At 48.1% G+C, this 25,453-nt stretch carries 25 protein-coding genes; 8 read left to right on the top strand and 17 right to left on the bottom strand.

Features of this window, described 5'->3' with window-relative positions:
- Window positions 1-10 precede the first annotated feature (10 nt).
- From GGU45_RS10825 to GGU45_RS10810, 4 genes are all read right to left on the bottom strand, one after another.
- Window positions 11-382 carry a co-chaperone GroES gene (locus tag GGU45_RS10825; protein ID WP_435224618.1) on the bottom strand — a complete coding sequence of 124 codons (372 nt, stop codon included), beginning with the start codon at window positions 380-382 and terminating at the stop codon, window positions 11-13.
- A 31-nt stretch (window positions 383-413) separates the two neighbouring features.
- Entirely contained in the window at window positions 414-2,102 is a 1,689-nt protein-coding gene (locus GGU45_RS10820; protein WP_435224617.1) for a M56 family metallopeptidase, read from the bottom strand.
- A 3-nt stretch (window positions 2,103-2,105) separates the two neighbouring features.
- On the bottom strand, window positions 2,106-2,510 hold the full coding sequence (locus GGU45_RS10815) for a BlaI/MecI/CopY family transcriptional regulator (RefSeq protein WP_435224615.1): 405 nt from the start codon (window positions 2,508-2,510) through the stop codon (window positions 2,106-2,108).
- A 68-nt stretch (window positions 2,511-2,578) separates the two neighbouring features.
- Window positions 2,579-2,938 carry a hypothetical protein gene (locus GGU45_RS10810; RefSeq protein WP_435224613.1) on the bottom strand — a complete coding sequence of 120 codons (360 nt, stop codon included), beginning with the start codon at window positions 2,936-2,938 and terminating at the stop codon, window positions 2,579-2,581.
- A gap of 442 nt (window positions 2,939-3,380) precedes the next feature.
- Between GGU45_RS10810 and GGU45_RS10805 the strand changes: the two genes are divergently transcribed.
- Window positions 3,381-4,016, top strand: a complete 636-nt coding sequence (locus GGU45_RS10805) for a hypothetical protein (protein WP_435224611.1) — start codon at window positions 3,381-3,383, stop codon at window positions 4,014-4,016.
- Window positions 4,017-4,032: 16 nt separating this feature from the next.
- Window positions 4,033-4,398: a hypothetical protein gene (locus GGU45_RS10800; RefSeq protein ID WP_435224609.1), complete on the top strand. Its 366-nt coding sequence runs from the start codon at window positions 4,033-4,035 to the stop codon at window positions 4,396-4,398.
- A gap of 1,024 nt (window positions 4,399-5,422) precedes the next feature.
- Here GGU45_RS10800 and GGU45_RS10795 read toward each other — a convergent pair.
- On the bottom strand, window positions 5,423-6,280 hold the full coding sequence (locus GGU45_RS10795; protein ID WP_435224607.1) for a transglutaminase family protein: 858 nt from the start codon (window positions 6,278-6,280) through the stop codon (window positions 5,423-5,425).
- Between the two features lie 406 nt (window positions 6,281-6,686).
- Here GGU45_RS10795 and GGU45_RS10790 point away from each other — a divergent pair, with 406 nt between their 5' ends.
- The 3 genes from GGU45_RS10790 to GGU45_RS10780 all read left to right on the top strand — a co-directional run bounded on the left by GGU45_RS10790 (window position 6,687) and on the right by GGU45_RS10780 (window position 10,181).
- The gene (locus GGU45_RS10790; RefSeq protein WP_435224606.1) at window positions 6,687-7,556 is read left to right on the top strand and encodes a mechanosensitive ion channel family protein; all 870 of its coding nucleotides are present in this window, start codon (window positions 6,687-6,689) and stop codon (window positions 7,554-7,556) included.
- 51 nt (window positions 7,557-7,607) lie between these two features.
- Window positions 7,608-8,963, top strand: coding sequence for a sulfatase-like hydrolase/transferase (locus tag GGU45_RS10785; protein ID WP_435224604.1), 1,356 nt, complete (start codon window positions 7,608-7,610; stop codon window positions 8,961-8,963).
- 240 nt (window positions 8,964-9,203) lie between these two features.
- Window positions 9,204-10,181 carry a 3-keto-disaccharide hydrolase gene (locus tag GGU45_RS10780; protein ID WP_435224602.1) on the top strand — a complete coding sequence of 326 codons (978 nt, stop codon included), beginning with the start codon at window positions 9,204-9,206 and terminating at the stop codon, window positions 10,179-10,181.
- A gap of 35 nt (window positions 10,182-10,216) precedes the next feature.
- Here the strand turns inward: GGU45_RS10780 and GGU45_RS10775 are convergent, their stop codons facing one another.
- The 3 genes from GGU45_RS10775 to GGU45_RS10765 all read right to left on the bottom strand — a co-directional run bounded on the left by GGU45_RS10775 (window position 10,217) and on the right by GGU45_RS10765 (window position 13,899).
- Window positions 10,217-11,689, bottom strand: coding sequence for a sulfatase family protein (locus GGU45_RS10775; RefSeq protein WP_435224600.1), 1,473 nt, complete (start codon window positions 11,687-11,689; stop codon window positions 10,217-10,219).
- 244 nt (window positions 11,690-11,933) lie between these two features.
- The gene (locus tag GGU45_RS10770; RefSeq protein WP_435224598.1) at window positions 11,934-13,334 is read right to left on the bottom strand and encodes a carboxypeptidase regulatory-like domain-containing protein; all 1,401 of its coding nucleotides are present in this window, start codon (window positions 13,332-13,334) and stop codon (window positions 11,934-11,936) included.
- On the bottom strand, window positions 13,324-13,899 hold the full coding sequence (locus GGU45_RS10765; protein ID WP_435224597.1) for an RNA polymerase sigma factor: 576 nt from the start codon (window positions 13,897-13,899) through the stop codon (window positions 13,324-13,326). Before GGU45_RS10765 ends, GGU45_RS10770 begins: the two co-directional genes overlap by 11 nt.
- 235 nt (window positions 13,900-14,134) lie before the next feature.
- Here GGU45_RS10765 and GGU45_RS10760 point away from each other — a divergent pair, with 235 nt between their 5' ends.
- On the top strand, window positions 14,135-14,548 hold the full coding sequence (locus GGU45_RS10760; protein WP_435224596.1) for a hypothetical protein: 414 nt from the start codon (window positions 14,135-14,137) through the stop codon (window positions 14,546-14,548).
- 79 nt (window positions 14,549-14,627) lie between these two features.
- On the opposite strand, the gene GGU45_RS10755 is transcribed toward GGU45_RS10760, so the two are convergent.
- The 6 genes from GGU45_RS10755 to GGU45_RS10730 form a co-directional block, all read right to left on the bottom strand.
- Window positions 14,628-15,227: a VIT1/CCC1 transporter family protein gene (locus GGU45_RS10755; protein WP_435224595.1), complete on the bottom strand. Its 600-nt coding sequence runs from the start codon at window positions 15,225-15,227 to the stop codon at window positions 14,628-14,630.
- Window positions 15,220-16,452 carry an ornithine--oxo-acid transaminase gene (gene rocD / locus GGU45_RS10750; RefSeq protein ID WP_435224593.1) on the bottom strand — a complete coding sequence of 411 codons (1,233 nt, stop codon included), beginning with the start codon at window positions 16,450-16,452 and terminating at the stop codon, window positions 15,220-15,222. The genes GGU45_RS10755 and rocD overlap by 8 nt, the downstream gene beginning before the upstream one ends.
- 283 nt (window positions 16,453-16,735) lie before the next feature.
- Entirely contained in the window at window positions 16,736-17,572 is an 837-nt protein-coding gene (ispE, locus tag GGU45_RS10745; protein WP_435224591.1) for a 4-(cytidine 5'-diphospho)-2-C-methyl-D-erythritol kinase, read from the bottom strand.
- 38 nt (window positions 17,573-17,610) lie between these two features.
- Window positions 17,611-18,207, bottom strand: coding sequence for a bifunctional nuclease family protein (locus GGU45_RS10740; RefSeq protein ID WP_435224589.1), 597 nt, complete (start codon window positions 18,205-18,207; stop codon window positions 17,611-17,613).
- Window positions 18,208-18,258: 51 nt separating this feature from the next.
- Window positions 18,259-19,908 carry a glucose-6-phosphate isomerase gene (gene pgi / locus GGU45_RS10735; RefSeq protein WP_435224587.1) on the bottom strand — a complete coding sequence of 550 codons (1,650 nt, stop codon included), beginning with the start codon at window positions 19,906-19,908 and terminating at the stop codon, window positions 18,259-18,261.
- A 20-nt stretch (window positions 19,909-19,928) separates the two neighbouring features.
- A complete protein-coding gene (locus GGU45_RS10730) occupies window positions 19,929-20,939 on the bottom strand; it encodes a threonine aldolase family protein (RefSeq protein WP_435224586.1) in 1,011 nt (336 codons plus the stop codon).
- A gap of 261 nt (window positions 20,940-21,200) precedes the next feature.
- Here GGU45_RS10730 and GGU45_RS10725 point away from each other — a divergent pair, with 261 nt between their 5' ends.
- The gene (locus GGU45_RS10725; RefSeq protein ID WP_435224584.1) at window positions 21,201-22,400 is read left to right on the top strand and encodes a L,D-transpeptidase family protein; all 1,200 of its coding nucleotides are present in this window, start codon (window positions 21,201-21,203) and stop codon (window positions 22,398-22,400) included.
- A gap of 4 nt (window positions 22,401-22,404) precedes the next feature.
- Here GGU45_RS10725 and GGU45_RS10720 read toward each other — a convergent pair whose 3' ends face one another.
- Window positions 22,405-23,667 (bottom strand): aspartate kinase, encoded by a 1,263-nt coding sequence (locus GGU45_RS10720; RefSeq protein ID WP_435224582.1) that lies wholly within the window; start codon window positions 23,665-23,667, stop codon window positions 22,405-22,407.
- 60 nt (window positions 23,668-23,727) lie between these two features.
- On the opposite strand from GGU45_RS10720, the gene GGU45_RS10715 reads away from it, so the two are divergent.
- On the top strand, window positions 23,728-24,489 hold the full coding sequence (locus GGU45_RS10715; protein WP_435224581.1) for an ABC transporter ATP-binding protein: 762 nt from the start codon (window positions 23,728-23,730) through the stop codon (window positions 24,487-24,489).
- Here GGU45_RS10715 and GGU45_RS10710 read toward each other — a convergent pair.
- On the bottom strand, window positions 24,486-24,704 hold the full coding sequence (locus GGU45_RS10710) for a hypothetical protein (RefSeq protein WP_435224579.1): 219 nt from the start codon (window positions 24,702-24,704) through the stop codon (window positions 24,486-24,488). The two genes, GGU45_RS10715 and GGU45_RS10710, sit on opposite strands and share 4 nt — an antisense overlap.
- Before the next feature lie 134 nt (window positions 24,705-24,838).
- Window positions 24,839-25,444 carry an AAA family ATPase gene (locus GGU45_RS10705; protein WP_435224577.1) on the bottom strand — a complete coding sequence of 202 codons (606 nt, stop codon included), beginning with the start codon at window positions 25,442-25,444 and terminating at the stop codon, window positions 24,839-24,841.
- Between the last annotated feature and the right edge of the window lie 9 nt (window positions 25,445-25,453).

Genomic DNA, 25,453 nt, shown 5'->3' with positions numbered 1-25,453 from the left:
CACGGGGTTACTATAATTCTTCTTCCCGTTCCAGCATCAGCACCGCACCCTGGGGAACAATAAAATACTTTTCGCCTTCGTACAGGATTTCTGTGGCGCCGCTCAGGAGAAAAATAGCAAGGTCCCCTTCGCGGGCCTGTAGCGGAATATATTTTACCTGGTCTTCGTCAGATTTCCAGGGCTCATCCTCAACCGGCACCGGAATGGCATAACCCGGTCCGGTTTTGATCACGTAGCCCTGCTGCACCTTTTCTTTTTCCTGTACGCCGGGAGGGAGATACAGCCCGCTTTGAGTGCGTTCATCTCCCTTTACCGGCTGAATCAAAAGACGGTCGCCGATAACAATTAACTTTCGGAAGCGATTATCTGCAGTTATTCTCATGCATGATTAAATTGATGGATAAGGAATATCCCTATAGGTCGATTGCCTTAGCCTGTTCGTGAATACGAGCTTTGGGGGCTAACGTCCGCTGGTGAAGGGAGTCGGCTTGATGGCGGATGGCCCTGGCCTGGTTAAAAATACTGTCGGCCAGCCGGCGGTAATCTGCGGCCTTCATTTGTTTTAATGTGCTATTGTACGATGCCGGTGCATTAAACAATGCATCCATGCTGGCCTTCAGCTGTTCATCGGTTTGCTGCCAGTTGATGTCCTTATAAAAAGAGCGCAGCATATTGGCATTTTGCTCCCAGTTTACCTGTGCTAACAGCCGGTTGAGCTGGTCTTTCAATACTTTTTTCTGTGCCTCTGTTACGGTTTCAGCAAGGCTGTTTTCAAGGTGCTTCCAGCTCAGTTCACCAACCAGTTGTTTAAAGGCGTCCATGGATTGCTGTACCCGTTGTTCAGCGGCGCTGTCAAGATCCGGTATAACAAGGGTCGGATGATCTGCAAACAGGATTACAGGCGCCGAAGCCGGTGCGGCCGGAGTCGGCAGCGGAGGAGGGGCCGGCGCCAGGATTTTGCCATCTGCTGCCTCGTGAAGTTTCAGGTAAACCATCTGGTCTCCCGGGCTGGTATTGGGATCATCTGTTACCGGTATCGATTGAGGCATGTATTTCTTTTGGCCGGTATCCGCCATTTTTTCGATCTGCGAGACAGGTATGATATAGGATACCGCGGCACCGGGAGTTGCTAACCGGCTAAGAGTAACCGGGTGGCTGTTGGGCACCAGGCAAAGCCCGGCAGACAACAAAAGTAAGCAGGCCAGCATTCCCATTTTTTTAAAAGAAACCAATTCTTTTTTAGGCTTCCCCATGATGGTGGCCACGCGGTTGCCCAACTGGCTTTCTTTGCCTGCAGCCTGCATGGCAAAGCCATAACCGGCGGAACGGTTCCGGGCCAGTTGCAAAAGGGTAGACGCGTACATATAACGCCCATATTCAAAACGCAATACCCAATGGTCTGCCGATCTTTCGCAATCCAGTTCCCTGGCTTTTACCAATAAGCGGACAAATGGATTGAAGTATAGAAAGGTAACAATAACCTGTGTAACCAGGTTTGCCAGGTAATCATGGTTTTTGATATGCGCCAGTTCGTGCAGGATAATGGCTTCCAGCTGCTGCGGACTAAGCTGGTTGATGAGGGCTACCGGAACCAAGATGACTGGTTTTAAAAAACCAATCGTGAGTGGTGTTGAAATAATGGAAGAAGTGTAAAACTGTATTTTTCGTTTTATATTGAGGTAGCCGGCAGCATCCAGCATAAAAATTTTCAATGCGCCCGGCACGCGGCCCAGGCCGTTCTTCCGTAGCTGGCGCAGCCGGATCGAATTGTTCAGGATACGCTTCAGCGGCAGTATCAGCAGGGCCAGGTACATGATGCCGCCATAATTGAGCAATGGCCGTACCGCATCCTGGTGAATCATCCATTTAAACAGCCCGCTTCCCGTTTGGGGAGCATTAAGTGAACAAAAAAAAGTAACCAGGAATAAAACAAAACCAGCCACCAGTCCTGTAAACCGCAACAGGCTTCCGCCCGCATCAGACAGGGAGGGGTGCAGGTAAATATAAACAGCAATCAGCGCCCAAATAATCCCCATTTGCCATATACTGCTAAACAGCGCATTTCCTAAAGCTGTAAACAGATGGTACAATCCCTCTTGCATGATTTAGTCTTTCTTTTTGAGCTGATCAAGCATTGATTGAATGGCATCCAGCTCCTCCGGCGACACTTTGCCATCGCCCAGCGCCTGCATTACCAACTGCGAGGAGGACCCGCCAAACAGGTTGCTTACAAATTTGCCCAGCATATATTTTTGGGTTACTTCCTTGTTAACCGCTGCCTTATAAATATGCGTCCTGAACGAATCATTGCGTTTTACAAGGCCCTTTTCATTCATGATCTGCATCAGCTTCAGCGTAGTTGTATATCCTACATCTTTAAAGACAAGCAGGTGTTCATGCACTTCCCTTACCGTTGCATTTCCCCTATCCCATAAGACCTGCAAAATTTCCAGTTCGCTTTCTGTGGGTTTTAATGATTTGTTATCCCGCATAATACTTCCATTTCTCACAATTTACGATTTTTTTCGTATAAGATGGGTTGCTGCCGTTTTTTAACAAAATTTTGAAGCGTAATTCTTTAGTTTTTCTTCGAAGAGGGTGTGTCTGCTATCTTTTCCAGTTCCTGCGCCAGTTTTTCGATCAGGCTGGCGGTAGAAGCGGCCAGGCTTTGAATATAGGGCTGACTGGTTTTTGCCAGCTTATCAGCTTTGTTTTCTACAATGATCTTGATCTTACCGGCTGCTTTTTCGGCAGCGGCCGCTGCTTTTGAAAGACTGGCTTCCAACTCTTTCTGGGATTTAAGACTGTCTGTTCCTGCCGGTGATGCTGCTGCAACGGGATGCTGTACCGTAGAATCTGCGGCACTCTGGGCCTGGCCGGTAATGACCGCACCCGCAGCCATCAAAAAAATAAGAACGGATTTTGTGTATTTTTTCATGATTCAACTTTTCTGAAAAGGTTAGACCCTAAAATAAAAATAAGGGTTGCGTTAAATGGCTGCCAAATCCCGTTTTATGTAAAATGGCCGGGGAATTCCCTGCACCCGTATAGTTGTTTATATAACCGATAAAATAAAAATAATTTTGACATGATGATTATTGTATATATCTTGAATGTTGAATGAAAAGTAACCATTCGCTATTCTAATCACCAGATTAATTGAAGATGAACAACGAAAAACTACCGCTTGCAACCAAAACCTATCCTATACTCTGTTTTGCGAGATAGCACGGGATCAATTTGGGTACCTGATGGAAGATGTAAAAAAGAAATGGAAAAATAATCCGCATGGGAATGGCAGAAAGTATATAGCCCCACTGCCAGAAACCTTTACCCGGAAATATGTAAAAGAAATTCTGAAAAAATTATAAAACTATTTTATGAAAACAATAACCATTTACACGGTTCTGGTGACCCTCCTCGCTCTTGCAGCCTGCTCCAAAAAAACAACCGCCGATACCGGGGCCAAATTCCCAGATGATATTGCCGGTACCTGGGCCCGCAGCGCCACCGGCAGCGCATCTGATACGGTCACCGACCAGGGAACGGGCCAAAAATGGGTAAAGGATATTGTGATACTGAGCAGCAGCGAGGCGGCCAAATTGCAGAGGATGATAGCGGCAGTACCCAAACAAAAACGGGATGATTTTGCGGAAACATTCAGGAACTTTAACGACAAAGCGTGGTCGGCGGAATTTGTGATAAAAAGCGATCTCTCTATACAAAAAACTCAGGAGTATAAGGATTTTTATAACTTCTGTGTTAATAATAGAAACGAAATTTTACCATTGGCATTTGGATATCTTTTTAATGATGTAAGTATAATAATCCGTGAAGGCGGCGTTTCGGCTGTAGAAATAGGAACAGTAGTTGGATACGAGAATTTAAAAAAGGAAGTAGTTGCCGAAATTGAGGCGCATCCTTACACTGAAGATGGTAAATATCGCATTGATTATAACTCCGGCTCCTCGCGGGAGCGCCGCCTGGCCAAAAAAATTATAAGCCAGTGGCCGTAGAATAAATACATGATTAATGAAAACGATTATCAAATATGTCGTTGTGTTGATTTTGCTGGCCCTTACCGCCTGCTCCAAAAAAACGGCCACCAATTCCAGCGCCAAATTTCCCGATGATATTGCGAGTACCTGGGCCCGCAGCGCCACCGGCAGCGCATCGGATACCGTTACCGACCAGGGAACGGGTGAGAAATGGGTAAACGATAAAGTGATACTGAGCAGCAGCGAGGCGGTGAAGCTACAGGGGATGATACAGGCTGTGCCAAGGCAAATCAAAGATGATTTTGCAGCTAAGGGGAAAAAAGTATCAGGATCTGATTTTGTCTTTCCACAATCCGGCATCAAGCTTTCAGGCTACAAGAACAGACTCGGAAGAGTATAAAGCATTATATCTACTTTATATTGATAACAGGGAGTTTGTTTTATCACTGGCAATTGCATATCTTTTTAATGAAGCAGATCTAACATTCGTTGGTATTGGCCGTCCGCCTTTTAATCTGTGTACAGAGGGCCGATTTGAAAGTTTAAGACAGGAAGTAGTTGATGAATGGAAGGCTGGTCAATACACAGAGGACGGGAAATATAGAATCGCTTTTTCCGACCTGTCACGACAACGCCGCCTGGCAAAAAAGATATTAAACCAGTAGGGGTATTCCACTTAGGACCTACCGATTAAGTAAGCGTGAGGCCATGATTTTTTTTTCACTTTTGCCCCGATCAATCGCATGGGCGTCAAGCTAATTTTGCTAACAGGAAAGCTGCAGGGCAGCGCAGACACCATTAATAAACGGGGATAAGCAGCGTAAAAGGTGCAGCGCACCGGTAATAACCCCCCCGCACGAGATTATCGCCGCGCTGCGGCTGGGAATATCCGTTGTGTTGCTTCAAGCTACAGATACTATCGGCGCCCGGCGCCTTTACCCATTCCTTTATTTAATCCGGTATAATAGAAACTGCCGGTTGCCGGGGCGTTTTATATTAAAATCGTCTTTCTTAACCTGACGCCCATGCGATTGATCGGGGTACAAAAGTGGAGCAAAAGATCTAGTCCGCCCCAAGGCGAATTCCGCCTAAGAAACATCAAGCAAGCTTGGGTATTTTCGGTTGGCGGAACCGATAAAATCTGCGTTGCAGGCCTGGTTATGACCGTCTTTCACCTACCTTATTTTTGAAGCATTTTTATAGGCGTCATAACCGCCATTCCACTTGATTTTATCTTTCGCTGTGCGGCGGACGACCCCCTCGAGGATGTAATCGTTTCTTTAGCCGATTCAAAATTATTGCTGCCACAGACGGTGGGTCGCATCGATTGAAGCATAGAAATTCTGAAGCTGAGTGTCCGCCAGCCGGCGGACCTACCACTTAGCAAGAAGGATTTCAATAAATTTGGATCCCCATCCGTATCCTTAATCCAGCAAATGGATGAGCGTTTCCAGCTCCTGGTACCGGATTTGCTGCACATCGTTATTAAAGCAGGCGCTGAAATCGATGAGCACCTGTTGAATCACTTCGCGATTGGACCTGGGGCGAAGCAATTCCGGGCTGTTTTCAATGGCAATTTTATGGAGATAATGCTGCAGGTCGGTATGCGTGAAAATTTGCCCTAAAGAAGGCTCAATAAAAAAATCGACCTCGTAATTACCGGTGGCATTGCCCAGCCCCGGTTTGCAATAGCCCAATACAAACTGGTGGGGGATGCGCATCAGCCGGATGGGGATATCCAGCATTTCCACCAGCAACAGATAAAGCGCGCCAATACCGGTCTGGTTTCCCTTTTTTGATTCCAGCACCTGTGGTATCAGGTACTCCGCGGGGCGCTCCTTGTTATTGGTGCTGCCCTTTATACCGATATAGTTATAAATAATACTGTTGATGATATGTACCTGTTCCAGGGGCGTAAGATAGTTGTTGATTTCTAACCATATATTCCGGCGCAGGCGCTCTACATTATGCAGCACTTTGGCCGCCTGCAGCTCGGGGTAAAGAAACTTGGCTGTTAAAAGCAGGGCCGGCATCAGCTCATGGTGACCCGCCTCGTTCCATTCCTTAAAATCAGTGTACAACCCCGAAAAATACAAACGATGAATAAGCAATTCAATACGATCCTGTACAACGGTATCAACCGTTGTCTCCCACAGGTGCTCCAGGTTGGGGATCATGGGCAGTCCGTAAGTAATAATGCGATTACTGACCGCCTCATAAATTTCATGATCCGGGTCGTCAATCAGATTGAGCAATGCATTTACTTCGTTTTTGTCCTCCATCTGCCCAAAGATAACAGGCGGCGCCCTGGAGAACAAAAATTAAAATCCACAACGGTGCATAAGCACCCTTTTTTATACCTACGATAAACATAGGCGGCTTTTCGCAGGATGGTGTTTTGATTTCCGCAGTGGCACAATGGAACAGCAACGCAGTGGCCTTTTGTTGCCTGGCGCCTTTGGGCCATCGAGGCATCGTTTATATGAAGCAAGGGACGAATGGATTGGCTATAAAGATATACTATACTCCGTGCCGGGTAAAAATGTCCAGTAAAAATCGTTGCGTCCTTGCTCCATAGCGTCTTTGCGCGAAAATCAATGCACAAGTCCATCCGGTAAGAAGTATAAATTGTTCCAGATAGGGCACAAATTCGGGCAAATTGATTAGTTTGGCGCTTCAATCAGCAATATGGCGGAGCAACGTAAAAAAACAATACCGGTCTCTTTTATCCTCAGAATGATCACCTGGGTACTGTTGAGTATTTCGTTCCCTTTCTTTGAAGGTTTTTATTTGCAGCATCCGTACCTGCTGAAACTGGCTTATGGATTAAACACCTTTCTGACTGCCAGCGTCATCATTTCTATCGGAAAGTTCATTATTGTTTCATTTTATAACCGGCGGCATGCGGCACATAAGGTAAGGGGTAATTTTGTGTTAGGCATCAACCGGCTTGCAGCCATTCTGAATGCCATTTTTGCCATCATTGCTGTAATGATTGCACTTGGCATTGACCCCAGAGAGTTTATTACCAGTATGACCATTGTGGCTATGGCCATTGCCGTTATTTTCAGGGAGTATATCACCAATATGATCAGCGGGCTGATTGTTATGTTTTCGGAGCAATTTTCTATCGGTGATCATATCCGTATTGGAGAGTATTCCGGTAAAATTATTGATATTACTTTTACAAATATTGTGGTATTGAACGAAGACGAGGATATGGTGCTGGTGCCCAATAACCTGGTTTTTACTGCAACGGTCATCAATAAGTCGGCCCAGATCTCCAACAAACTTACCGTTCGTTTTGAGCTGCCGCTTACGGAGAAAATGGACGTTTATACCCTGGGTGTAAAATTGGATCCGGTATTGAAAACAATGCCTGACCTTACTGCCGGCGGAGAAGTGCTGGTGAGGATTGCTGAACTGGGGAAGGATTTTGTGAAGTATAAGATCGACCTTTATGCGATTGATAGCAGTAACCGGCGACAGAAACGGATAGAAAGTGCGGTGCTGAACGCGGTATTAAATTTAAAAACTATTGGGCAGGACGGGCTTTGATAATAAACGATGGTGATTCCTTTCCAAAACATTAAAACGACCTTTATAACAATGCGACATTGCTACATTTTTTTCTTATTGCTGTTTCTGGGGTTTAAGGGGCTGGGGCAGCAGCCGCCCAATATTGTTTTTGTACTTACAGATGACCTGGGGTACTCCGATCTGGGTTGTTATGGCAACCCGTTAATACAAACGCCCTTCCTGGATAAGATGGCCGGCCAGGGCCTGCTGGCTACCAATTATGTGGTTACAAGCCCGTCCTGCACTCCTTCGCGTGCATCCCTGCTAACGGGGCGTTATGCTTCGCGCTACAATCTTCCCGACCCGATTGCACCAGGGTCCCAGCTTGGGCTTCCCGATGCGGAAGTGACCCTTGCCGAAATGCTGAAGAAAAAGGGGTATCAAACGGGGATGGTTGGAAAATGGCACCTGGGGGATCAAAAAGCGTATAACAAGCCCAATGGCCAGGGCTTCGATTTTTTTTACGGGATCCTCTACAGTCATGATTACCGCAATCCCTACGTAAACACGGATACGGTAATAAAGATCTTCCGCAATACCATACCGGAGCGGGAACGGCCGGCCGACTCGCTGCTGACGGGGTTGTACACAAAGGAGGCGATGGAGTTCATAAACCGGCAGCAACCCGGCAAACCGTTCTTTTTATACCTGGCGCATAACCTGCCCCACCTGCCGGTGGCTTTTGCGGCGGAGCGAAAGGGGCTTAAAGATAAACAGGGAGGGCCGCTGGGCAAAGTGATTGGGGAAATAGATGACGGACTGGCAGCTATATGGAAAACGCTGGAAAAGAAAAAAATGGCGGATAATACCATTTTCATTTTCTCCAGTGATAACGGCCCCTGGAGCGAATACCCCTCCCGGATGGAGAAAGATGGGGTCACAAAACGGTTTCATGCGGGCGCTGCCGGTATATTCCGGGGCTCCAAGGCGCAATCCTACGAAGGCGGTGCGCGCGTACCCTTTATTGTATACTGGAAAAACCGGGTTCCTGCCGGGTACCGTCTTACAGACGCGATCAGCAATGTAGATGTATTGCCCACTATTGCCAAATGGACCGGCGCCGGTTTGCCCGAAGGGCGGATGCTGGACGGGCAGGATATCAGCTCTTTATTAGAGCACAAAATGACCCCGGGAACGTTCAGGCATCGCCCGGTGTTTATCGTAAATCATGGTAAGCCCGAAGCAGTAAAGCTGGGCCAGTGGAAGTACCGGGAGGCCCCGGCATGGGAACACCCCGTTACCGGCCAGTTAATTCCGGCTGTAAAGGAATTGTTCAACCTGGAAGAAGACCCTTCCGAGCGGGTGAATCTTATCACGCTTTACCCCGGGAAAGCAGCGGCGCTCAAAAAGATTTTTGATGGCTTTGATGCCTATCCTGGTAAGTAGTATAAATCAATGAACATTAGCTGTATTGCCAAAGGCAATAATTTAATGGCACGAGGCTACAAGCCTCATGCAGCGGTAGGCATATCCCGGTAATTAGAGCACCTCACAACAGGATTGCCGTTTATGGAATCGGAATGGCAGAAAACAAAATAAAGCTTATCTTTCGCTCTTGTTACGCCGTGTAAATACCGGCAGGTGCCACGGTCATTAAAAAAGCATTATTCATCATTAATCATTTTTATGCGTAAACGTTTTCTTGTTTTTGGGGTGAGTTGCCTGATGGGGGCTGCTTCCGTTTATGGCAGCCCGGCTTTTATGGAAAAGTTGCCGGTTGCCCAAACTGCAGCAGCAGAAGCAAAAGACCTGATTGGCCGCTGGGATATTACCATTGATGTGGATGGCAAACCTTCGCCCTCCTGGCTGGAAGTAAAACTGTCCGGAACCCATACGCTGGTGGGGTATTTTGTAGGCATTACCGGAAGCGCCCGGCCGGTTGCCAAAGTCAATTTCAACGATGGTAAATTCAGTTTTACCATTCCGCCGCAATGGGAAGAGGGAAACCAGGATTTTGTGATTGAAGGCTCACTAACAGGCAGTGGAATTGAAGGCACCGTGGTAACCAGCGAAGGAAAAAAATATAACTGGAAGGGGGTAAAAGCGCCGCTTTTGAAGAGGACCGCTGCACCCGTTTGGGGCAAATCGCTGAATCTCTTTAACGGGAAAGACCTGGCGGGCTGGAAGGCCGTGGGGGCAGATAACCAGTGGATCGTGAAAAACGGGGTGCTCACAAGCCCGCATTCGGGTGCCAACCTGATTTCGGATCAAAAGTTTACCGACTTTAAGCTGCATGTAGAGTTCCGTTATCATAAAGGAAGCAATAGCGGTGTGTACTTAAGAGGACGTTATGAAACACAAATTGAAGACAGCCCTAAGGATGCTCACCCATCCAGCGTTTTATTTAGCGGGGTTTATGGGTTCTTAGCGCCCAGCGAAATCAATGCCAAGGGACCCGATCAATGGCAGAGCTATGATATTACTCTTGTAGGGAGAATGATAACCGTAGTGGTTAACGGAAAAACAGTGATCAGCAACCAGGAAATTCCGGGTATTACCGGCGGCGCCCTGGATAGTGATGAAGGAGCACCGGGACCTATTTATATACAAGGCGATCATGGCCCGATTGAGTTCCGGAAGATTGTTATTACGCCTGCAAAATAGGAGGGCATAAAATATCGTTTTTCAACAGAGGGCCTTTAAAAGGGCCCTTTGTTATTGTTGTGGGTGGCATCTGCAGCGGCACCGGGCATTTCGCCCCGGATATTCTTCCGGGGTAATGCCTTGCCTGAAATGCGGTGGTACCAGTCGGGTGTAAGGTGTACCGGTTGTGTATCTCCCGTCTCCAGCTGCCATTGCCGCAGTTTATTGCGCAGGGACTGTACCTGCTGCCGGTACTTTGGATTGTTGATTTCGTTTTTTACCTGCAGGGGATCCCGCTTCATTACAAAAAACTCCTCCCCGGGGCGGGGTTGCTGCAGGGCGTCCTGCTGAAGTGCCGTAAGGCTGCCGGATCGTTGTTTCAGGGAATAGGCCGCCGGGCTTTGGTTGGCATCGATGGGGCCCCCGTTATCATACTGAGGGCGGGCATTGTAAATGTAAAGGAAATCCTTTGTACGCACTGACCGTTCATAGGCCTCATAGTCGTGCCAGTTATGCTCCCCGAAAATGTATGTTCGAAAACCCTTTTTGGGCTGACTTAATAATGGCAGAAAACTGGCCCCCTGTATGGAAGATGCCGGTTTAACCCCGGCTATATCCAGCACGGTAGGCCCAATGTCAATGCTGCTGATGAGTGCCTTGCTGACCATTCCGGGCCTGATCTTTCCGGGCCAGTAAAGAAGCAATGGTTCTTTGAGCCCCCGGTCCTGCAGGCGGGTCTTGCTTCCGGGAAAGGGGCGGCCATTGTCTGCTGTAAAAATAATAATGGTATTTTCTGCCAGTCCCTCCCGTTCGAGCGCTTCCCGGAGCTTGCCCAAATAAGCGTCGATCCGGCCAATTTCATTGTAGTAGGAGGCCAGGTCTCTTCGGGTGGCGCTGTCATCGACAAGCGAGGGTGGAACCCGGATATCTTTTTGCGGATCGTGGGTGATGGTAAAATCGCTATCCGGCGACCATGGCCGGTGGGCATCAAAAGTTGCCAGCCAAAGGAAGAAAGGTTTGCCGGTTGCCTTACAGGTGGAGATCATGTTAAGCCACTGTGCTTCGCCCCCGGGGCCGTTACGGCGTGTATCGCTGATGATGCTGTCATAGGCGCGTGCAGTAGCAGGCCCTTCATGCCACTTGCCCAGCAAGGCTGTATAATATCCGGCCTTACGCAACTGCTCAGGAAAAAAGGTAAGGCCGGCCGGAAGAGGAGTATGCAATTCTGCAGCACCGGTATTATGCGGATACCGGCCGGTAAGAATGCTCGTCCGGCTGGGACTGCAGGAGCTGCTGGTTACAAAAAAATTGTCGAACCGGGCACCCTCAGCAGCCATCTTATCCAGGTTCGGGGTTTTGACGGATGGGTTGCCATAACTTCCCAGATCATCCCGGTTAATGTCATCGCCGATGATAAAAATGATATTAGGGGGCTGCATGGCAGCTGGCTGTTGTGCCCCGGCTGTTTGCTGGAACTGGATGAATGCTGAAAGAACCAGGAGGCGGAGCACGCATATCGGATGGATCATGGATAAAGGATGCTTTGGCCTGCTAATTTATATGAATTATTGCGGATTTTGAAGAGGGCGTATAACAAATTCGCTTTTAATAAACACAGCTTGAATTCAGGTGTAGCGGCCCGGCCTCTGTGTTTGTAGTACCATCGTAACAATGCAAATCGGCGCTTCCGCTTCGCGAAAATTCTCCCGGGCTGAAAAGGTCAACCTGCCTGCACCCTTTTACGATAAATATTCTCCTGGCTGCAGCTGATCATTAGTCTACCTTTATTTTCAGGTCTACTTTCTTTTTGCGTTTCCCGGTTTTCCATTTGGGCCCTTTTTTGATAATGGAAATGGCTTTTTGTGCCGTGGCATCGTCCGGTGTTTTGATAACGGTAAATTTCTCGGGTAAACCATTCTCAACAGTGAAGCGGAGATGCAGGTCTTTGCTGGCATTGCTGCTGTTTACGCCCATTTCGGTAGCAAGTTTATTGTAAAAACTATCCCAGCCGCCTTGTGGATAGGGCGATTCTTTATAAGGCAGGGTATCTACTTTATTGCTGTTGATGCTTCCAATGATGGCGCTCTTCTTTTGCCGGCCATAACCGACCACTACTACTTCATCTAAAGCGGCATCTGACAATGTAAGCCGTATTCCGGCCGTTTTGCCCGCCAGGAGTTGTTGCACTCTTGGACTATATCCCGGAGCCATAAATGCCAGGTTGCCGGCGGAATCCTGCGCAGCGGGTAAACGGAAGCTTCCATCTACACCGGAGAGTGTTGAATAGTTGCGGGGGCTGGTAACGGTTACACCCGGGATGGGAGCGCCTGCGCTGTCGGTAACCCTGCCCAAATAATAGGACTGCTCATCGTTTTTGGCCATCATAAAACCTGATTTGTCCGTTATGGCGCGCGCTTTTGCAGCAGCGCCGATGGGGCCTGCCCAACGGTTGGACAAAAGTTGCTGTCTTTTTACTGCGGAGTCCATCTTCCGGAACGTGCTAATGCCACGTATCTGCATCCTGCCATTTTCGGCTACAGCATTCGGAGGCAATGCACCCTGAAGGAGGTTGGGCACATCTTTCACGGGTATGTCGGCCGCAATGGCGATATCATCAGTATGAACCGCATTTTCTTCAGCGGCGGGGGCAATGGGGGGGGCTTCCGATACCCTGTCTTTCTTGCGGCCGGCCCGCAGATTTTCTTTTTTTTCTACAGCCGCCGTGTTTGCCAAACTTGTTTGGATGGCGGTATCCTGGGAAGGGGCTTCTGCCGGAGGTGCCGCAACTACCGGTGCCGTGGGCTCCTTAACTTTAGCGATTGGAGCTGGGGCAGGCCCTGGCTTCATAAATAGCCAGGCCCCGGTTGCCATAACGCCAATGACGGCGGCCGCGGCCAAAGCCCTCCACCATTTTGAACGGGGCGTATACAATGTTACCACGGGAGGAGCGGATGTTTTTTGCACATCCTGCCCCATAATGAGGCTCCGGATTTCGTTCAGATGGGCGGCTGTTGCGGATGGGTTTGCCTGCCGGTAGCCATCCAATGCATCTGCCAGGAAGGGGTCTGTTAACGCCGCCTTTTCCATTTCATGCATGGCTGCAGGAGACATGCTGCCGCTCAGATAGCGCCGGATATCTTCGATGGTATACTGATATGTAGGATCAGTTGGCATTTTTATCCATACAGTTTTTTAAATTCCTCCTTCCATTTTGTATCAGGCTCCGTACCCTGTTCCACTCCATACCGGTCGTTTCCGCTATTTCATTATAACATTTGCTTTCATAATAAAACAGCCGGATGGTTTGTTCCTGCTCGTCCGGAAGCAATTCCATACATTTTTCCAGTTTTTTAAAGGTCTCCTCTTTTTCAATAACACTATCCAGATGCGAAAGATCGCCTGATTGCACAACCTGTGTATCTAAATTTACCGTAATATTTTTTTTTTCCGCCCGTAAAATCATAAGGCAGTGATTCTTAGCCAGTACATAAAGCCAGCTTTTGAAATGCTGTACTTCATGCCGGGGCAGCTTTTCTCTTAACTCCTGGTAAATGTTCATTACAGCGTCTTTAGCATCCTCCGGATCTTCCAGGTATTTGAGGCATACACCGTATATTAAATCACTGTACCTCAGGTACAAACGGGCCAGGGCTTCCTGATCGTTCCTGAGTTTGAACTGATCCAGAAGCTCCGTATCACTTTCTTCCGCGGTTACCGGTATGCTGATGATTTTGCTCAAGCGGCCTTTTTACCAGTTGCAAGATAATTTTTTTTCCGGCGATTTTTGAACTTTGGCATAGTATTCGGAATAATTGAACGGGCCGTTGCTGCTTTACAGGGTCAAAAAAGATCAGTGTGGTTTTCCTCTGATTTTTATACGCGACCATTCAGCCGTTTATCCTATAAAATTTTAAGAGCGTTCTTTTTAAAGGGGCGCTCTTGTTTTATAAGGGTGATTGTTCTTTATTTGCAGGATGAAAATTTTAAGTCGCTCCCAGTGGCTGGCGCTTTTTGCCGCAATCATCCTGACAATTGCCTGTTTTATGCCCTGGGCACAGATAGGATCTATCGGACTTAGCTTATCGGGAATTGACACTACCGGTACCCGTTATGGCAAACCGGCCTATAACCACTTTATATTAACAACATTGATCCTGGTGCTTACATTTATCGCCCGGATCTGGGCTAAAAGGCTGAACCTCCTGTTTGGAGTGCTGAATCTGTCCTGGGCGATCCGGAATTTTATTCTTTTTGGCCGCTGCGAAGCGGGGGACTGTCCGGAACGGCAAATAGGCCTGTACCTCGCATTGCTGGCTTCAGTGATCCTGATGCTGACGATCCTGTTTCCGAAGATGGAGCTGAAGGAAGAAACCGGGCAGGAGGATTGAATACGGTTTCAGGTTTAATGTTCCATGTTTAATGTTCAGAATTTAACGTTGAACCTTAAACTTTAAACCTCGTCCGATGCTACAACAAGGTGCCAATCCAATAGGCTCCCAGTGCTGCAAGCATACCCCCTCCGGCAGTTAATACAACTCCTCCCCAAACCGGCCGCCCAAATAGCCGGTATTTTATAAACCCGGCAACTACCAGTATGATCGTGGGAATTAAGAAAAATAAATAGCCGGGGAGCGGGTACTTCCGGGCATTCAAAAGGACGATCAGGCCGCCCGTGAGGCAACCGGCAAAAATAAATAAGGCGTAGCTGATTGGCGGCAATGATGTATCCGGCGCCGCTTTATCATTCCATGCTGCTCCCCATTCGCTGCTTTCCCTCCGCGCATCTTCGATGAGGTCCGCTTTTATATGGTCGGCAACATCCAGGCCCTTGTATACATCCAGGATCTTTTTGTCGTGGGTGTGAGACAATTCCTCCTTTCGCGTAAAAAAGCCGCTGGCGGCCAGCAGTATGGCGGTTGTCAATGTTGCATACAGGGTAAAGTCCCAGGCATCGGATGGGGCCCGGCCCAAACCGCTAAGGAAACAAAATACTGTTAGCGGGATGATGATACCATCGATAATACCGATCAGTACCGATGAAAAGTAATGCGTTATTATTTTAGACATTGAGACAGTTTAAAGAAAGGCGGATCATTTCAACCGCCTCTTCCAGCTGCGTCTTTGTAATGCAAAGGGGAGGCGCAAACCGGATTTTATCACCATGTGTGGGTTTAGCCAGGAGCCCGTTCTTTTTCATTTCCAGGCATAGCTTCCAGGCGGCTTCCGGATCCGGCGCATGAATCTCAATGGCATTGAGCAGTCCTTTGCCTCTTACCGTGCGTATATGTGGTGAGCCCAATTCCCGGAGCTGTTTCCGGAAAAAGGCGCCGAGTTCCCGGGCGTTACCGGCCATGTCCTCATCCACTAATACCTGTAAAGAAACAATGGCCGTAACAGCTGCCAGCGGGTTGCCGCCATAAGTAGAACCATGTTCGCCTGGCTTAATCGTCAGCATGATTTCATCATTGGCCAATACGGCGCTAATGGGCATCATACCGCCGCTCAGGGCTTTTCCTAATAATACGATATCGGGTTTTACCTGCTCCGCATCACAGGCCAGCAGGTGCCCCGTGCGACAAAGGCCGGTTTGTATTTCATCGGCGATAAATAATACGCCCGCTGCTTCACAAAGCTGTTTGGCCGTGGAAAGATAACCTGCGTCCGGCACTATTACACCTGCCTCCCCCTGTATGGGCTCCACCAGGAAACCTGCCACATGCTTTTGTTGAAGTGCCGCAGCCAATGCAGCGGTATCGTTATAAGGGATTTTTATAAAGCCGCCGGTAAAGGGGCCGAAGTTCTTTTTTGAGGAATCATCACTGCTAAAGGAAATAACCGTTGTGGTTCTTCCATGAAAATTTTGTTCACAAACAATAATGAGCGCCTCGTTTTCGGGAATGCCTTTTACTTCGTAGGCCCATTTTCTGCAAAGTTTGATTCCTGTTTCCACGGCTTCCACGCCGGTATTCATCGGCAATACTTTATCATAGCCCAGCAGGCCGGTAATGTATTTTTCAAAATCGCCCAGTTTGTCATTGTAAAATGCCCGGCTCGTGAGCGTAAGGCGCTGCGCCTGCTCTGTAAACGCAGCTACAATGCGGGGATGGCAGTGGCCCTGATTTACGGCCGAATAGCCACTTAAAAAATCATAGTACCGGTTGTTATCCACATCCCATACAAATACGCCTTTTCCTTTTGATAATACAACCGGAAGCGGATGGTAATTGTGCGCGCCACAGGCTTCTTCCAGATCCATAAAATAATGTTCACTACTTTGAGTAACGGCAGACATAAACAGAAAAATTAGAAATTAGGAATAAAAAATAAAGAATCAGAAAATAAGCAATTACCGGAGCAGATCCGGCTCACCACATTACAGCATGTCAGTGGTTCAACAGATCAAGATGCTGTCGCAAAAATGGAAGTTGACGTGTAGCTGCTATAAGCATAGCTGCAAGATACAGAAAAAATGAGAAATTTGAAAATTTGGAAATGTGGCAATGGTCAATAGATCCGGGGAAACGAATTTTGGTACGGAAACAGGCGTTCAGCATTTAGCCTTCAGCGTTTGGCATTCAGCTCTCAGCATTTAGCATTCTCGTATCCAGGGAAACGCATCTGACAAAATAAGTGTCCGGAAACACTGGTATATCAGGCTGGTTTTTAAACAAACCGAATACAGTGCTCCCGGTGCCCGTCATGGCGGCAAAAACAGCGCCCATAGCCAATAATTGTGTTTTAATGGCGCTCACCTGAGGATAGGCATCAAACACCAGTTGCTCAAAGTCATTGGTGACCAGCGGTGCCCATTGTGAAAGCGGAACGGCTGGCAATTCTTCCAGGGAGCGGGCGGGTGGGGCCGGGGTAATACGGCTAAACGCCCATGGAGTGCTGATATGGATACCCGGGTTCACCACCACGATATAATAGCCGGAGAGGTTCAGTGAAATGGGTTGAAGCGCTTCGCCCCGGGCCATGGCGTAGCAGGGTGTATTCAAAATAAAGAACGGACAGTCGCTGCCCAACTGCAAAGCGTATTTTAATAATTGTTTTTGCGACAATTGCAGATTGAAGAAATGGTTCAGTGCTGTAAGGGCGGTTGCCCCATTGGCGCTTCCCGCTCCAAGGCCGGCGCCGGCCGGAATGTTTTTTAGCAGGTGAAACCGGACGGAGGGCAGTTGCGGCAGATCCTGTTTCAGCATCTGCCAGGCTTTCCATACGATGTTGGTCTCTTTGTTTCCGGGTATGGGAAGCCCATGAAGGATCAGCTCTGTTTGGGAAGCAGGCAGCAGCTCCATTACATCATAAAGGGGGAGGGGGTAAAAAACGGTTTCCAGATCATGATATCCGTCTGGCCGCCTTGCGATGATATGCAGCCCTAAGTTTATTTTGCAATTGGAAAAAAATACCACTTTTTTTGAAGGCGTAATTAAGTAATGAACCAGCGCGCTTATCCCCGCGTGCGGCTGTTAATTTCATCCCGTATGGCAATGGCCCGGATATAGTCTTCGTTCTCCAGCACTTCGCTTAGCATTACATTGAGCTCTTCGAGGCTCAGTGTTTTCAGATCGTCCCGCATGGGTTCGCCCGTGGTACCGCCTACGGCTTCTTCTTTTGTTGCCTTGGGCTCTCCTTTTTCATCCATCACAATACCCGCCGTTTCCAGTATGTTTTCATAAGTGTAAATGGGGCAGCCAAACCGTACAGCAAGGGCAATAGCATCGGAAGTACGGCTGTCGATTTCTACCGTGTCATGATCGGAGGAGCAGATGAGCTTGCTAAAAAAGATGCCTTCCTGCAGATCTGAAATAATAATTTCGTGCAGATCGATATTAAATGCTACAAAAAAATTCTTCATCAGGTCGTGGGTCAGCGGCCGGCTGGGATTCATTTTTTCCAGGGCAACTGCAATGGCCTGTGCTTCAAAGCCGCCGATAACGATCGGCAGGCGGCGCAAGCCATTTACTTCACCCAGTACTACGGCATACGAGTGCGTTTGCGTAATACTGTGCGACAGGGCCACGATTTCCAGCTCAATTTTTTTCATATATCACCAATTCTTAAATACCGGGTATTTAGCCGGCAAATATAACCTTTTTTAGCGCATCTTTTTATATGCGTTGATCAGGCCGGTGGTGCTGCTGTCGTGTCCTGTTACCGGTGCATCATCATCCAGGACCGGCAGGATTTTGTTGGCCAGCTGTTTGCCAAGCTCAACGCCCCACTGGTCAAAACTGTAAATATTCCAGATGACTCCCTGTACAAAAATCTTATGCTCATACAAAGCAATCAGCTGACCCAGTGTAAAGGGGGTGATCTTTTCTACCAGGAAGGAGTTAGTGGGTTTATTGCCCTCAAAAACCTTAAAGGGTGCCAGCCGGTCGATATCGGCTTTTGACAGCCCCGATTTTTTCAACTCTTCTTTTACTTCCCTCAGGGTTTTCCCGTTCATCAGGGCCTCTGTTTGAGCAAAAAAATTGCTAAGTAATTTTTGATGATGATCACCCACCGGGTTATGCGTTTGCGCCGGGGCTATAAAATCGCAGGGGATTAAAGGGGTGCCCTGGTGTATGAGCTGGTAAAACGCATGTTGTCCGTTGGTGCCGGGCTCGCCCCAGATCACAGGCCCCGTAGCGTAGGCGACTTTTTTGCCATTGCGGTCCACGCTTTTGCCATTGCTTTCCATATTGCCCTGCTGAAAATAGGCCGGAAAGCGGTGCAGGTACTGGTCATAGGGAAGTATGGCTTCTGTTTGTGCTCCAAAGAAATTGATATACCAAAGGCTCACAAGCGCCATAATCACCGGGATGTTCTGCTCAAACGGCGCCGTTTTAAAATGCGCATCAATATCGTAAGCTCCTTTCAAAAGCGCTTCAAAATTGCTGTATCCAATGGTTAGGGCAATGGATAAACCAATGGCGGACCAAAGGGAATAGCGGCCGCCTACCCAATCCCAAAACTCAAACATGTTTTTTGTATCGATGCCGAATTTCTTTACCTCTTTTTCATTCGTGCTCAGGGCGGCAAAATGTTTGGAAACCTGTTTAAGGTCTTTGGCTTTTTTCAGGAACCAGTCCCGGGCCGTATGCGCATTGGTCATGGTTTCCTGGGTCGTAAACGTTTTAGACGCGATCAGGAAAAGCGTTGTTTCGGGGTTTACTTTTTTGAGCACTTCCGTGATCTGGGTGCCATCAACGTTTGATACAAAATAGGCTTCAATGCCTTTAACGGTGTAGGGCTTCAGGGCCTCTGTAACCATAAAAGGTCCGAGATCGCTTCCCCCGATCCCGATATTTACAACAGACCTGATTTTTTTTCCGGTATACCCCACATGCGATCCGCTGTGTACAGCTTCACAAAAGCGCTTCATTTTCTGTTGTACTTTGCGTACAGCGGGCATTACATTTTCGCCATTGCTCATGATGGCTTCTTTACCAAAATACCGGAGCGCAGTATGTAATACCGAACGATGCTCGGTCCGGTTGATGAGTTCGCCCGAAAACATGGCGCGAATCGCATCCGGCAATTGTGTTTCCTTTGCCAGTTCCGTCAGCAATTGAAGCGTTTGACCGGTGATCCTGTTTTTTGAATAGTCAAAGAGCAGGGCTCCATGACGAATAGAATATCGTTGAAAACGCTGATCATCGGCGGCAAACAGATCCCGCATAGACACGGCTTTCATCATCTCCGAATGGGAAGCTAATTTTTTCCAGCTTTTAGTTTTGGAAGGATTTTGGGTGGGTAACATAATTTTTTCTTTAGTAGTTTTTAAATGGGCCGGATCTTTTCGATCACCTGCCGTACCATCTGCTCCGTAATATCGAGGTGGAGTACAAACCGGACGCGGTTGGGGGCAACAGCATTACAAAGAATGCCCTGTAACCGGAGCTTTGCAACCAGGTCGGACGCAGTAATGCCGACTGTTTCAAAAATAATGATATTTGTGGCTACCGGTAAAATGTTTTCAACAAAAGGGCTGTGCTGCAGTGCCCCGGCAATGGCCGCTGCATGTGTATGGTCTGTTTGCAGCCGGGTAATATGATGCTCCAGGGCGTAGGTGCCGGCGGCTGCAAGGATGCCGGCCTGGCGCATACCACCTCCCAGCACTTTGCGGAAGCGCCGTGCCTTTGCAATAAAGGCTTTATTTCCCAGCAATACGCTGCCAACGGGGCAGCCCAAACCTTTTGAAAAACAAATGGAAATGCTGTCAAACAAGGTTCCATATTGTTCAGTGGTTTCTCCGCGGGCAATAAGGGCATTAAACAACCGGGCCCCATCAAGATGAAAGCCCATGCCGTGGGTATTGCATACTTCCCGGATCTTTTTCAGTTCTTCAAAATCATAACAACTTCCGCCACCCCGGTTACTGGTGTTTTCTATGCAAACCAGTTTGCTGGGCGATTTGTGCACATCATCCGGATTGATGGCTGCAGCCACCTGCGCGGCCGTAATGCGCCCATAGTTGCCGGGCAGCAAACGAACCGATGCTCCGGAATTAAAAGCGATGCCGCCGGCTTCATACTGGTAAATATGGGCGTCTGCATCGCAGATAACCTCATCGCCGGGCTGGGTATGGCATTTAATGGCAATCTGGTTGGTTTGGGTACCACTGGCGCAAAAGATTGCGGCCTCCATCCGGAACAAGGCGGCACAACGGGCTTCCAGCTCATTCACCGCGGGATCTTCCCCAAAAACATCGTCACCGGTTGTAGCCTGCATCATCGCCTGCAGCATGCCGGGCGAAGGACGCGTTACGGTATCAGAACGTAAATCAATCATTTTAAGTTTCAAAAATAAGAAGCTTCCTGCATCCGGAACCGAAAAATAAAGCAGATTTTAAATGGGTGAAATTCAATGATCCAGGATATATTGTATATTTTTTAACACATAAAAGCTAAATTTGTAGATAATTTGTAGCGCTTAACCGAAATATGCGCCTGCTTTTTTCGTTACTATTGGAATACAGGAAAGATGGCGGCGGTTAGGGATAAAATATTTAAGCGGCGATTAATTGATCCGGCGAACTATTATTGAATTAAGATGGCTTTAAAACTGAGAGGAAAAAGGGGTTACTTTGTTATTGCAAGCATTTTTACATTTTCTATATTCAGCTCTGCACAAAATTCCTATACGCCCACTGTATCTTACGGGGCTTTTTTTGATGCGCAAACCAGTCTTCCGCGTCCCAAAGAATCTTTTCAAAGAAAAGGGGAATACCTGAAGAATCTTTTTAAACTGAAGGGGCTCGACTGGCCGGCGAAGTACGTATACCTCCGCTCGTTCAAATACGACAGCCAGCTGGAAGTATGGGTGAAGAATTCAATAAAGGAAGAATACAAACTCCTGAAAATTTATAAAGTATGCGCACTGGCCGGTTCCCTGGGGCCCAAGCGATTTGAGGGTGATTACCAGGTGCCGGAGGGCTTTTATTATATCAATGAGTTTAATCCCAATAGCGCTTATTATTTATCGCTGGGGCTGAATTATCCCAATGCATCGGACCGCATTCTTGCCGACCAGGCCAAACCCGGCGGTGATATTTTTATACACGGAGGCTGCGCTACTGTGGGGTGTATTCCTATTAAAAATGACCAGATTGATGAGCTTTACCTGTTGACCGCCGGGGCAAAAAGCGCGGGGCTGGATTATATACCGGTTCATATATTCCCGATTAACTACAGCGTAAAACGGAGCTATGAGTATCTGAATAAGCTGCTGGAAGCGGATCCTTCCTACAAGGCGCTCAACGTAAAACTGGAAGAAGCATTTGAATATTTTGAACAGCACAAGCAACTGCCGGTGGTTATGACAAAAGATAACGGGGAGTACGTGATCAGCGATGCCCCGGTGCTGACGCCGCGTTTTCAGCCCAAACAACGTCCAAAATCAAATTTTGTTCCCAGTCACCGGAAAGTAGATTTTGTAGCCGATGCAGTAGCTAAATGGCCGGAGTATCCCGGTGGCGCCGCTGCATTTTCAGAATATGTAAAAAGGGTCGGATCCGAAATGGTAAAGGAATTACCAGACAGTGTGACCCATGCCTATGTGCAGCTGGAGTTTATTATCGATAAGGATGGCAGCCCGGTCAACTTTAAGATCCTGAAAGGAGCAGTGGACGATTATTTTGATAAAGTATTGTTATCAAAACTGGAGAAGATGCCCGCCTGGACGCCTGCCATTTTGCGGGAAAAACCGGTTGCAAAAAAAATGGTGCAAACCATTACCGTAAACGGGGAATAGATGATTAATGATGCAGCACTCTGATGTTGCGTTGCGTTTGCTGTTTTACCAATATTTCTTTTTGATGGATGTACTGCTTCAGGGCTGTTTCATTATAATGCCGGATAGTGGTAAGCGTTAACCCCGGGGTTATATGCACATCAAATACTTCGGCTGCTGCCGATGAAAACCGGCTGATCTTCTCTTCCCAGTTGTCAAAGGCAAAAGTGAGGCTGATAGCGCCGTTTTGGGTAAGTGTGGGACGCAGGGAATGCTCATTAAACCATTGATACAGCTGGTAAGCATGGGCATCCCCCACAAAGGAAAAGTCCTTCGTTTTTAATTCCATCATCACCTGGTTGTCTTTAATAACAATGATCGGGGGCAGGTCCTTGCTGATGGCATCGCTGATAACGGTTCCGGGCAGATCAGCATCCAGGAAGCATTTTACGTATAGCGGAATGTTCTTATTCTGCAGCGGCTTGATGGTTTTGGGATGGATTACCTGTGCGCCATAGTATGCCATTTCGATGACTTCATTATAGCTGAGGGAATGGATAGGAAGGGCATCGGGGATCTGCCTGGGGTCCGCACTCATGATACTGGCTACATCTTTCCAGATAGTGAGGCTTTCCGCCTGAAGCATATTGGCAAGAAGGGCGGCGGAATAGTCGCTGCCTTCGCGCCCCAGCGTAGTGCTTTCGTTTTCATCAGTGGCGCCGATAAACCCCTGGGTGATGACCCATTGCTTCTGCTGAACGAGTGGAACGATCTGGCGGCTGACCTGCTGTTGTGTAAATGTCCAATCGATGTTGGCGTCTCTGAAATTATCATCGGTCCGGAAAATATCGCGCACATCCACCCACTTGTTTGGAATGCCGCGTTCGGAAAGATAAAAGCTGACAATGCAGGTAGACAGCAATTCGCCCACACTGACCACCTGGTCATAATAATAATCAAATTCCCGCACCGGGGCATCGTGCAGCATCCATTCCACCTCGGTAAAAAAATCGCGCAGCCGGGCTTCGCAGGCCAGGTAATGGGTAACCAGCAGGTATTTGGCCGTTGTAAGATGTTGTCGTTTTATTTCTTCAAAAAGCTGCAGGGCCTCATCTTTTCTTTCTGTGTAAAAAGCCTGTACTACTTTTTCAAGGGCGTTCGTGGTTTTGCCCATTGCGGAAATTACAATTACCAGGTCCTCATCGGAAAAACGCTCCAGGATAGCTGCCACATTTGAAATCCGCTCGGCACTGTTTACGGATGCTCCTCCGAATTTGTAAACCTTCATCTTCATTGTTTTGCGGCGAAGGTCGTCCTTTTTTGCCAACTTAGTTGTAGTTTTAGCCCCATGACAACTCCTATAATTTCCGTACGTGATCTGGTAAAGGATTATGATCAATTCAGGGCGGTAAAAGGCATTTCGTTTGAGGTACAGGAAGGCGAAATTTTCGGGCTGCTGGGCCCCAATGGCGCCGGCAAATCCACTACGCTGGAAATCATTGAAACACTACGCCCCAAAACGGGTGGAAAAGTAATAGTGGCGGGGTTTGATCTGGACCGGGAGCCGGACCGGATCAAAGGCGTTATTGGTGTACAACTTCAGGCCAGCGGATATTACCCGGGCTTGAACCTGGTACAGCTGATCGATCTTTTTGCCGGCCTGTATAACCAGCGGGTAAATGCGATGGAGTTATTGAAAATGGTGAACCTGGAAGAAAAGGTAAAGGCGCAGTTCAAAGATCTGAGCGGCGGACAAAAGCAACGGTTTTCGGTGGCTACAACGCTGATCAATAAGCCCCGGATCGTATTCCTTGATGAGCCTACTACCGGTCTTGACCCGCAGGCGCGCCGGAACCTGTGGGAGTTGATCCGGAAAATTAATGCCGCGGGTACCACCGTTATTCTTACCACACATTATATGGATGAGGCAGAATACCTCTGTAACCGGATCGCCATTATTGATTCGGGAACCATTGTTGCGTTGGATACCCCGGATCAGTTAATTGATAACCTGGTGGCAACCGGGTTTGAGCGCCCGAAGGAAGTAAAAAAAGCGAACCTGGAAGATGTATTTATTAACCTGACGGGGAAACACCTGCGGGAAGGTTAAAACATGAGGCCGGCAGGGCGAAACAATACGTCCATCGTAAGCTGGTGCTGGATGATGCCGGCATGATCGTCTGCATTGCTGATACCATAGGTGGTCATCATGCTGAGGAATGTTGTTTTCCGGGTTCCGGTATGTTCCATAAAAAGCTCCTGTTTGCGCAGCAGATCCGCGATGGAGGCTTTTGTTAGCGCCAGCTTGCCGGTGGTAAATTTCATTTCAAAAAGATGAATGCATCGGTCGTTGCGATCGATCACAAGATCGATCTGCGCGCCCCTTTGGCCCGGTGTTTTTGCGGCACTTCTCCAGATGCTTTCCCTGGTATAAATACCTGAAATACCCAGGGCCGTTTTTAGTTGCTCAAGGTGCTTTTTCCTGATTTTTTATTAACGGCGATAAATTTCAGGTAAAACAGCGAGTATTCATCCGCTAATTTGTAGATACTGTTTTTGAGGGTTTTCCCAAAAGGAATATAGGAACTGATGAACCCCGATTCTGTAAGCTCATCGAGGGTTTGCGTAATGCCGCCGCCGGATGATAACCGCAGGGTACGGATGATCTCATTTCTTGTAAGTCCTGTTGGTTTGCCGGCCAATGCTTTTACGATGGTGATATGATGCTGGGCGCTGTCGAAAAGCGAACGGTAAAGATTATCGAACTCGTTGGACAGGTAGCTGTCTTTTGAAAAGCAGATCCGGTTAATGGCCTGTACGGCGCTTTCGCCACGCTTTACCTGTTTGAGGTACTGGGGCACGCCCCCCATCGCCATATAGAGTTGCAGCACCTGGTGCCGGTCCAGCTCAACATGATGCGCCCGGAAGAGGGCTTCGGTTTCGGCCAAGGGAAATGGCGGCAGGCGGATCTGGCGGGTGATCCGGTTGTGCAAGCCGCCTTCCGTAAATGGCTGCCAATTCTGCTTCTGGTGTACTTGCAATGTCTGTGAGGATCCGGGTTTCATCTGTTCTTC

Origin of the sequence: Niabella hirudinis (genome assembly GCF_051201075.1) — a bacterium.
Classification (GTDB): domain Bacteria; phylum Bacteroidota; class Bacteroidia; order Chitinophagales; family Chitinophagaceae; genus Niabella; species Niabella hirudinis.
This window is presented reverse-complemented; position numbering and strand designations above follow the sequence as displayed.

What these genes read in the sequence shown, in the direction of transcription:
- GGU45_RS10825 (WP_435224618.1), bottom strand. Translation starts at nt 382, where the DNA reads ATGAGAATAACTGCAGATAATCGCTTCCGAAAGTTAATTGTTATCGGC.
- GGU45_RS10820 (WP_435224617.1), bottom strand. Translation starts at nt 2,102, where the DNA reads ATGCAAGAGGGATTGTACCATCTGTTTACAGCTTTAGGAAATGCGCTG.
- GGU45_RS10810 (WP_435224613.1), bottom strand. Translation starts at nt 2,938, where the DNA reads ATGAAAAAATACACAAAATCCGTTCTTATTTTTTTGATGGCTGCGGGT.
- GGU45_RS10805 (WP_435224611.1), top strand. Translation starts at nt 3,381, where the DNA reads ATGAAAACAATAACCATTTACACGGTTCTGGTGACCCTCCTCGCTCTT.
- GGU45_RS10800 (WP_435224609.1), top strand. Translation starts at nt 4,033, where the DNA reads ATGAAAACGATTATCAAATATGTCGTTGTGTTGATTTTGCTGGCCCTT.
- GGU45_RS10795 (WP_435224607.1), bottom strand. Translation starts at nt 6,280, where the DNA reads ATGGAGGACAAAAACGAAGTAAATGCATTGCTCAATCTGATTGACGAC.
- GGU45_RS10790 (WP_435224606.1), top strand. Translation starts at nt 6,687, where the DNA reads ATGGCGGAGCAACGTAAAAAAACAATACCGGTCTCTTTTATCCTCAGA.
- GGU45_RS10785 (WP_435224604.1), top strand. Translation starts at nt 7,608, where the DNA reads ATGCGACATTGCTACATTTTTTTCTTATTGCTGTTTCTGGGGTTTAAG.
- GGU45_RS10780 (WP_435224602.1), top strand. Translation starts at nt 9,204, where the DNA reads ATGCGTAAACGTTTTCTTGTTTTTGGGGTGAGTTGCCTGATGGGGGCT.
- GGU45_RS10775 (WP_435224600.1), bottom strand. Translation starts at nt 11,689, where the DNA reads ATGATCCATCCGATATGCGTGCTCCGCCTCCTGGTTCTTTCAGCATTC.
- GGU45_RS10770 (WP_435224598.1), bottom strand. Translation starts at nt 13,334, where the DNA reads ATGCCAACTGATCCTACATATCAGTATACCATCGAAGATATCCGGCGC.
- GGU45_RS10760 (WP_435224596.1), top strand. Translation starts at nt 14,135, where the DNA reads ATGAAAATTTTAAGTCGCTCCCAGTGGCTGGCGCTTTTTGCCGCAATC.
- GGU45_RS10755 (WP_435224595.1), bottom strand. Translation starts at nt 15,227, where the DNA reads ATGTCTAAAATAATAACGCATTACTTTTCATCGGTACTGATCGGTATT.
- rocD (WP_435224593.1), bottom strand. Translation starts at nt 16,452, where the DNA reads ATGTCTGCCGTTACTCAAAGTAGTGAACATTATTTTATGGATCTGGAA.
- GGU45_RS10740 (WP_435224589.1), bottom strand. Translation starts at nt 18,207, where the DNA reads ATGAAAAAAATTGAGCTGGAAATCGTGGCCCTGTCGCACAGTATTACG.
- pgi (WP_435224587.1), bottom strand. Translation starts at nt 19,908, where the DNA reads ATGTTACCCACCCAAAATCCTTCCAAAACTAAAAGCTGGAAAAAATTA.
- GGU45_RS10730 (WP_435224586.1), bottom strand. Translation starts at nt 20,939, where the DNA reads ATGATTGATTTACGTTCTGATACCGTAACGCGTCCTTCGCCCGGCATG.
- GGU45_RS10725 (WP_435224584.1), top strand. Translation starts at nt 21,201, where the DNA reads ATGGCTTTAAAACTGAGAGGAAAAAGGGGTTACTTTGTTATTGCAAGC.
- GGU45_RS10720 (WP_435224582.1), bottom strand. Translation starts at nt 23,667, where the DNA reads ATGAAGGTTTACAAATTCGGAGGAGCATCCGTAAACAGTGCCGAGCGG.
- GGU45_RS10715 (WP_435224581.1), top strand. Translation starts at nt 23,728, where the DNA reads ATGACAACTCCTATAATTTCCGTACGTGATCTGGTAAAGGATTATGAT.
- GGU45_RS10710 (WP_435224579.1), bottom strand. Translation starts at nt 24,704, where the DNA reads ATGAAATTTACCACCGGCAAGCTGGCGCTAACAAAAGCCTCCATCGCG.
- GGU45_RS10705 (WP_435224577.1), bottom strand. Translation starts at nt 25,444, where the DNA reads ATGAAACCCGGATCCTCACAGACATTGCAAGTACACCAGAAGCAGAAT.